This window comes from Streptomyces triticisoli (genome assembly GCF_003270085.1).
Classification (GTDB): domain Bacteria; phylum Actinomycetota; class Actinomycetes; order Streptomycetales; family Streptomycetaceae; genus Streptomyces; species Streptomyces triticisoli.
Genome location: NZ_QFDQ01000243.1, coordinates 1 through 7,923, shown reverse-complemented (window position 1 = coordinate 7,923; position 7,923 = coordinate 1). Strand labels below are relative to the sequence as shown.

6 protein-coding genes, 1 tRNA gene and 1 pseudogene are annotated in these 7,923 nt (G+C 70.8%); 5 read left to right on the top strand and 3 right to left on the bottom strand.

The window, feature by feature from the left end:
• The 4 genes and pseudogenes from DEP02_RS35055 to DEP02_RS35710 form a co-directional block, all read left to right on the top strand.
• Positions 1–193: pseudogene (locus DEP02_RS35055) on the top strand (AraC family transcriptional regulator); the annotation flags it as partial.
• A 169-nt stretch (positions 194–362) separates the two neighbouring features.
• Positions 363–971: an oligoribonuclease gene (orn, locus tag DEP02_RS28940; RefSeq protein WP_112470633.1), complete on the top strand. Its 609-nt coding sequence runs from the start codon at positions 363–365 to the stop codon at positions 969–971.
• Positions 972–1,083: 112 nt separating this feature from the next.
• Positions 1,084–1,156: transfer RNA gene (locus tag DEP02_RS28935), tRNA-His, on the top strand.
• Positions 1,117–1,551, top strand: coding sequence for a helix-turn-helix domain-containing protein (locus DEP02_RS35710; RefSeq protein WP_369123211.1), 435 nt, complete (start codon positions 1,117–1,119; stop codon positions 1,549–1,551). The genes DEP02_RS28935 and DEP02_RS35710 overlap by 40 nt, the downstream gene beginning before the upstream one ends.
• Here DEP02_RS35710 and DEP02_RS28925 read toward each other — a convergent pair.
• From DEP02_RS28925 to DEP02_RS28915, 3 genes are all read right to left on the bottom strand, one after another.
• Positions 1,538–3,211, bottom strand: a complete 1,674-nt coding sequence (locus DEP02_RS28925; RefSeq protein ID WP_232839318.1) for a glycosyltransferase family 39 protein — start codon at positions 3,209–3,211, stop codon at positions 1,538–1,540. The genes DEP02_RS35710 and DEP02_RS28925 overlap by 14 nt on opposite strands.
• 354 nt (positions 3,212–3,565) lie before the next feature.
• Positions 3,566–4,774 carry an MFS transporter gene (locus DEP02_RS28920; protein WP_232839317.1) on the bottom strand — a complete coding sequence of 403 codons (1,209 nt, stop codon included), beginning with the start codon at positions 4,772–4,774 and terminating at the stop codon, positions 3,566–3,568.
• A gap of 242 nt (positions 4,775–5,016) precedes the next feature.
• Positions 5,017–6,078 carry a LacI family DNA-binding transcriptional regulator gene (locus DEP02_RS28915; protein WP_112470629.1) on the bottom strand — a complete coding sequence of 354 codons (1,062 nt, stop codon included), beginning with the start codon at positions 6,076–6,078 and terminating at the stop codon, positions 5,017–5,019.
• Positions 6,079–6,492: 414 nt separating this feature from the next.
• Between DEP02_RS28915 and DEP02_RS28910 the strand changes: the two genes are divergently transcribed.
• Positions 6,493–7,818, top strand: a complete 1,326-nt coding sequence (locus tag DEP02_RS28910; protein ID WP_112470628.1) for an ABC transporter substrate-binding protein — start codon at positions 6,493–6,495, stop codon at positions 7,816–7,818.
• Positions 7,819–7,923: the final 105 nt, after the last annotated feature.

Below are 7,923 nucleotides of genomic sequence, written 5' to 3'. Positions count from 1 at the left end.
GTACCGGGCGCGGCGCCCGCAGACGGACCGCCCGCCGGACGCCGACACCCCCACGGGCCCGACGCCCACGGGCGGCGCCACGGCGCCCCTGCCCGTCCCCTCCCACCGCCACCCGGAGAGCCAGGTCCCCCACCAGGCCCGCCGGGCGCCGGCGGCGCTGTCGGCGAGCGTGCCGGGGCAGCGGAGCGGGTAGCTGCCGCCGGGTGGGCGGGACTTCCTTTCCCGCCCACCCGCCCGACTCGGTGGGCTGCAAGGTCCCGCCTCGGGGCTGCGCGCCCCGAGGCTGCGCCCCGGACCCCGTCGGAGACAACCACGCCGCACGGTCGGTTCGGCTCGGGCCGGCTCCCCGTATGGTTAGACATATGAACGATCGCATGGTGTGGATCGACTGCGAGATGACCGGCCTCTCGCTGTCCGACGACGCGCTCATCGAGGTGGCCGCCCTCGTCACCGACTCCGAGCTGAACGTGCTCGGTGAGGGAATCGACATCGTCATCCGGCCGCCGGACTCCGCGCTGGAGACGATGCCCGAGGTGGTGCGTGAGATGCACACCGCGTCCGGCCTGCTCGCCCAGCTGGCCGGCGGTACGACGCTGAAGGACGCCGAGGAACAGGTCCTGGCGTACGTACGGGAGTACGTGAAGGAACCCGGCAAGGCCCCCCTGTGCGGCAACTCGGTCGGCACCGACCGCGGTTTCCTGCTGCGCGACATGCCGACGCTGGAGGCGTACCTCCACTACCGGATCGTCGACGTGTCCTCGGTCAAGGAACTCGCCCGCCGCTGGTACCCGAAGGCCTACTTCAACAGCCCGCAGAAGAACGGCAACCACCGCGCCCTCGCCGACATCCGCGAGTCCATCGCGGAGTTGCGCTACTACCGCGAGGCCGTCTTCGTGCCGCCGCCCGGCCCCGACTCCGACACCGCCAAGGCGATCGCCGCGAAGCACATCCTGCCTGCTCAGGAAGGCTGACCCGGCCCCACGAGGGGGCGCCGCGAAACCCGTGCGCGAGCACCCCGCCGGACCCTGTACACTCTTTCTCGGCTGGTCAGGGAAACCACAAGGTCCCCTCCGACCGGTCATGGTGGGTGTAGCTCAGCTGGTAGAGCACCTGGTTGTGGTCCAGGATGTCGCGGGTTCGAGTCCCGTCACTCACCCTTCGCCAGGAGGCCGGTGCCCTGCAGCAGGGTCACCGGCCTCTTGCGTACCCCCGCAGGGTGCGGGGCCCACTCCGGGCTCTTCCAGCGGTACCCGGGCCCGCCCCTCGCCTCGGCCGGCCCGTGCCGGGCGCGGCACAGGCCCGTGGATCCGCTGCGACCGCCCGCCGGTCGGGATCACGCTCTCCGCCCATCGCGACCGGCTGCGCCTCGCCCGGGTCCTGGACCGCCTCAGCGAGGGCGAACGCGACCTGGCGGGACTGGCGCGGGAACTCGGTTGCACCGACCAGTCCCACATGACCCGCGCGGTCCGCCGGACAGCGGGGCTCCCTCCCGGACGCCTGCGCACCCTGCCGGCGTCAGCGGAAGCTGACCTCACGCTTACCGCACCGTGACAACAGTTGCCGCGCCTATGGAGCCCTCCGTCGGGATGCGTCGGACGTCCGTGTCGCGACCTGCGATGAGCCGCTTCAGTTCAACAGGACCGGGCTGCAGGCGCCCGCGCTCGAAGAGCACGAAGCTCGTCCTTACTTCAGGAGGGCGTTTCATTTCGCGGTACTGCGCGTAAGTGACGGCGTCGCATCCGGAGTACCAGCCCATTTCGGGCTCATAACCGGTGACCAGGAGACATGGGCCGTCGGCGGAGAGCTGCTGAGCGACCGGAACGGTGGAGCGGCTGAGGTCGGTCGGTCCTGACATGGCTCCGTGGGCCACGACCTGAGCGGTTCCCGCGACGGTCACGGTGGCCAGGGCGGCCACGGCGGCGAGAACCCGTGAGGACCAGCGGCCGGTCGCTTCGGCCACGGCTTGCACACCCAATATGGTGAGGAGCACGACGGGGAGGTAGACGAAACGCGGCTCACCGTGACTGGTGAGACCCAGGACGCAGAAGATGAGTACGGCGGCGCTCCCCAGGAACATACGTCGCCGATCCTCCACCCGCGTTCGGTTCCCTCCTGCGCGGCGGTTGCGGCAGGCGCCACGGAAAGCGGCCCACGCGGAGAACAAACCGACGGCCATGATGACCGCACCCAGGTCGCCGGCCAGGCGGTACGGGAATATCAGCAGGTAGTAAACAAGTCCGTCGCCCATGTAGGCACGGTTGGCCTGGCCGGTAGCCGAAAGCATCACCCCGAGCGGCTGCCCGGTGCTCTGCACGGCGTGGAGGAGATGCGGTATCAGGCCCGCGAAGAGGACGACGGCGGCGAAGGAGAGGTGCCGCCACCGGGCGAGCCATGCGCGTGGGCCATAGGCGAGGACTGCCGCAAGAGTGATCGCCACGAGATTCGCGACCACACCGTAACGCAGATAGAACGCGGCGAGCACGACGAAGGGCACGCCGAGCAGTGCCCGCGAATTCTCCTTCTCCTGTGCGTGCACGAGCAGAAAGACAACAATCAGGAGAAGACCGGTGCTGCCTATGTCGTTGAGGAACTCCGGAAACCGGCGCAGGAAGCCGAGTCCGCTCAGCACCAGCAGCAGGACCACGACGGCCCTCCGTGGTGTGGTCCACCGAGCGGCGATGACGTAGGTGACGATGAGCGTGAACAGACCGAGGAGCAACGCGACCACCCGCAGGGAACCCACGTCTTCGTGCAGGGCGAGCGCGATGCGCCCCAGGGCGGGGAGCCCGAAGGGCCGGTAGATGCCCCAGCCGGCATCGGGACTGCCGTCCAGCCAGGAGCGGGCCTTGTTGGCGTAAACCGCTTCCTCATGGCCGATGTACGGTTCGTGATCCTGCAGAGCGGCCCACACACCGGTAGCCAGGGACAACACTCCGAGGACATACGCCCATACGGGAATGCGCCGCAGCCGGCCAATCCACTTGAGCCACACCGAGCTGTCGGCCCGCTGCCAGTAAGGGCGTGCGAGGAGCCACGCAGGAGCGGCCCCCAGCAGGTAGGGCCACGGTTGCCAGCCCGGCAGCCGGCCGCCCATTCCGGCAGCGATGAGCAGTTGTTGCACGGCTGCCACCGCCGTCAGTGCGACAGCAACGACAAACGCTCTGCGCGCCACCGGCTGAGCAGGCATGGGCGGTTGGCCGTCTGAGCTCACGGTCTCTCCTTGATCGCCCGGTCGCCCGCACGGCCACCGGTCACTCACCGTGCGGGCGTCACAGCGGCGACCGGCGGTGCGCCGCACGTGAACCCCATCGGCAACCCCGTCGCCGGAACGCCTGCTTGGTCGAGCCACAAGGTAGGGACCCCGCACGGTGACGATCAAGCGTTCGATCACCCTGCGCGGCCGGAACCTTTCGACGGGCTCCGGCGGGGGATGGTGCTCAAGCCCGATGCGGCATGACGGACGAACCTTACGAACAGGGAGCGTCGGGTGGAGAGTTGGCTGATTCGATCAGCAAACGAGACCACCTCGCCCCATGGGTCCCGCCCCGAAGCCGTCGCTCTTCTGTCAGGGTCGCTTGGTCCGCATGACGGCCAGCAGCACCACGGCGAGGGCCTGGATCGCCACGACCACCGTGATCAGCATGGGGATCGAGTAGCCGTACAGGCCGCCGGTCAGCGCGCCGCCGGTCAGGCTCGCCGCGCCGACGACACCGGCGAACAGCCCGTACGCGGTCGCCCGCCGCCCGCTGGGCACCAGATCCGCGACCGTGGCGCGCAGGGTGGACTCCTGGATGCCCATGGCCGCCCCCCACACCAGCGACCCGGCCACCGCCACCGCGACCGTGTTGCTGAACGCCAGCCCCGCCACCCCCGCGGTCAGCACGGGCAGGGCGATCAGCACCCGGGGACCGTGCCGGTCGTACAGCCAGCCCGTGGCCAGTGCGGCGACGGCGTCCACGGCCATCGCCCCCGCGTACAGCACCGGCACCCACGCGGCGGCGAGCAGGTGCCGCTCGACCAGGTGGTAGGAGAGCACGCCGAAGGTGGCGAACCCGGTCGTGGTGACCGCGGTGAAGGCGGCGTAGGTCCAGAACACCGCCGGGAGACGTCCGCCCGGGGCGTCCGGCGGCACCGGCGACGTGGCCGGCGCGTCTCGCTCGTAGGCCTCCGGGTCCGGCACCCGGGCGCGCAGCCACACCAGCAGTCCGAGCACCGCGACGCCGGGTACGGCGAGCATGCCGAGCGCCGGCCCGTACTCGCCCCCGGTCAGCGCGAGCACGCCGGCCACGAGCAGCGGGCCGACCAGGGCGCCGACCTGGTCCAGCGCCTCGTGCACGGCGAAACCGCGGCCGCGCCCGGTGGCGGCCGTGGCGTGCGAGAGGAGTGTGTCCTTCGCCGGGGAGCGCACCGCCTTGCCGACCCGCTCGGCGATCACCAGGACGCAGGCCGCCCACAGCGTGCCGACCACGCCCAGCAGCGGCACGGACACCACGGTGAGGGCGTATCCGGCGATCGCCAGGCCCCAGAAGCGGCGGGTGCGGTCGGCCAGGGGGCCGGAGACCAGGCGCAGCCCCAGCGCCGCCGCCTCACCGGCACCGGTGACGAGCCCGACGACCAGGGAGGACGCTCCCAGCGAGGCCAGCAGCGGCCCGGTGACCGAGCGGGCGCCCTCGTAGACGAAGTCGGCGAGCATGCTGACCGTGCCGAACCACACCACGAACCGCCACGGCCGCATGCCGGACGACGCCCCGGCCGCCGTTTGGTCAGTCGTCACCGCATCAGGGTGCCTCCAAATGCCGGGGGAATCACTTGCGGGTTCAGAGGCCTGCGGAACCGGGCCTCCGGGGGCGACATCGACCCCGGGAACCCGCTGTTGAGAGAGACCGTTGAGAGAGACCGTTGAGAGGGGCCGTCGAGAAGGGCCGTCGAGAGACGGCCCGGCAAACGGGGACGGAGACGGAGACGGAGAGCGGGAGGACAGCAGACCGCCCGTCCCTCGCCGCGCCCGGTCGCCCCCTACGACGACGCCCGCACCACCAGCTCCGTGGGCAGTACCGCCTGCCGCCGTTCCAGACCGCGGGACGCGGCCGGGCGGCGGTCCGCGATCTCCGTCAGGAGGAGGTCGATCATCGCACGGCCCATCTCCTCTATGGGCTGGCGGACGCTGGTCAGGGGCGGGTCCATGTGGCGGGCGATGGCGGAGTCGTCGTAGCCGACGAGGGACACGTCGTCGGGGATGCGGCGGCCCGCCTCGCGCAGTACCTGCCGGGCGCCGGCCGCCGTGACGTCGGAGGCGGCGAAGACCGCGTCCAGGTCGGGGCGGTGGGCGAGCAGGCGGGCCATCGCGCGGCGGCCGCCCTCCTCGGTGAAGTCACCCTCGGCCACGAGGAGTTCGTCGTCCTCCCGGCCCGCGTCCCGCAACGCGTCGCGGTAGCCGTCCACACGGCGCTGGGCGCCGTAGACGTCCAGGTGCCCGGTGATGTGGGCGATGGTGCGGCGCCCCCGGGCCATCAGGTGCTCCACCGCCGAGCGGGCGCCGCCGTAGTTGTCGGAGTCCACCGAGGTCAGGGTCTCCCCCGCCGAGCGCGGGCCGCTGATCACCGCCGGGATCTCCAGCTGGTCCAGCATCTCCGGCAGGGGGTCGTCCGCGTGCACCGAGACCAGCAGGACGCCGTCCACTCGATGGGCCGCCAGGTACTGGGCCAGCCGCTGCCGCTTCCGGTCGCTGCCGGCGAAGGTCAGCAGCAGCTGCATCTCCGTGTCCGACAGTCCGGCGCCGACGCCCCGCAGCATGTCCGAGAAGTACGGCTCGGCGAAGAAGCGGGTCTCCGGCTCGGGGACGACCAGGGCGATCGCGTTCGTGCGGTTGGCGGCCAGGGCGCGGGCGGCCGTGTTGGGGACGTAGCCGAGTTCGGCGACCGCCGCCTCCACCGCGGCGCGGGTGGCGTCGCTGACCCGGGGTGAGCCGTTGATCACCCGGGAGACGGTCCCGCGGCCGACGCCGGCCCGCGCGGCGACCTCTTCGAGGGTCGGCCGACCGCCGCTCCGGCCCCGCGCTCCGTGGCCTGCGCCTGCCATTGGCTCCGCCCTTCCGCTGTCAAAACCGCCTTGGCCTGGAATCTAACAGTCGCCCTGGGACGGGGGTCGTCCCCGAAGGCCGTCGTTCCGGTTCCGCGGACGGCCGCGCGGGGGTCCCCCGGGCGGCCTCGCGCGGCCGTCCGGACGGGCCGGCCCCTCCCTCCCGGGACGGCGATCTCCCGGCTCCCCGCGTTGGTTAACAGGACGATAACTGAACGCATTTGTCCTCGCTCACACCCTTGACACCCCCGCCCGAACCCGCAACTCTTCAACACATCACCTGTGGGAGCGCTCCCACAGTACCTGACACATACACAACCCGCACGTTCCCCGCCCGAGCCGCAGCGCACACACGACGGGCCCAACCATGCAGTTGGCCGGGGGGTCGGCACGTCAGGGCAACAGGAGGACGCAATGCGAGCACGATTTTCCCCCGCCCGCAAGGCGGTGGTCCTGGCGGCAGCCGCGTCGCTGGGCGCCGGGCTGCTGGCCGGCTGCTCCAAGGACAGCGGAGACAAGTCCGGCTCGTCGGGCGGCGGCAGTGGCAGCGGCAAGACCACGATCACGCTGGGCCTCTTCGGCACCCAGGGCTTCAAGGAGGCCGGCCTCTACGCCGAGTACGAGAAGCTGCACCCGGACATCAAGATCCAGGAAAACGTCGTCGAGCGGAACGAGAACTACTACCCGGCGCTCGTCAACCACCTCACCACCAACAGCGGTCTGATGGACGTCCAGGCCGTCGAGGTCGGCAACATCGCCGAGGTCGTCACCACCCAGGCGGACAAGTTCGAGGACCTCTCCAAGGCCCCGGGCGTGGACAAGAACAACTGGCTGGGCTGGAAGTGGCAGCAGGCCGCCACCCAGGACGGCCAGGTCATCGGCCTCGGTACCGACATCGGCCCGATGGCGGTCTGCTACCGCAAGGACTTCTTCCAGCAGGCCGGGCTGCCCACCGACCGCGAGGAGGTCGGCAAGCTGTGGGCGGGCGACTGGCGCAAGTTCGTCGAGGTGGGCAAGGACTTCAAGAAGAAGGCACCCCAGGGCACCTACTTCATGGACTCTCCCGGTGGCCTGATCAACGCGATCCTCAGCAGTGAGGAGGACAAGTTCTACGACTCCTCCGGCAACGTCGTCTACAAGACGAACCCCGCCGTCAAGGCCGCCTTCGACCTGACCGCCAAGGCCGCCCAGGCGGGACTGCTCCAGTCGCAGACGCAGTTCCAGCCGGCCTGGGACCAGACGATCGCGAACAACAAGTTCGCCACCATCGCCTGCCCGCCCTGGATGCTCGGCTACCTCAAGGGCAAGTCGCAGCCGGACGCGGTCGGCAAGTGGGACGTCGCCGCCGCGCCGAAGGCCGGAAACTGGGGCGGCACCTTCCTGACCGTGCCCAAGAGCGCCAAGCACGCCAAGGAAGCGACGGCGTTCATCACCTGGCTGACGGCTCCCGAACAGCAGGCGAAGCTGTTCGCCGTCCAGGGCAGCTTCCCGAGCGCGCCGGCCGCCTACAGCAGCTCGGGGGTCACCAGCGCGAAGAACGAGATGACCGGTGACGCGCCCATCGGCAAGATCTTCGCCGAGGCCGCCAACTCCATCCCGGTCCAGTCGATCGGCCCGAAGGACCAGATCATCCAGCAGGGCCTGACCGACAACGGGGTCATCCTGGTGGCCAAGGGCAAGTCCCCTGAGGCGGCTTGGGCCACGGCCACCAAGACCATCGACAACAACCTGGAGAAGTGACCGGTATGGCCACCCGGCACGACACCGCCGCGCCCTCCGCCGAGGGGGGCGCGGCCCCGGGCCGCCCGGCCGCGGACGCCGGACCCGACCCGGCGGAGCAGCGTC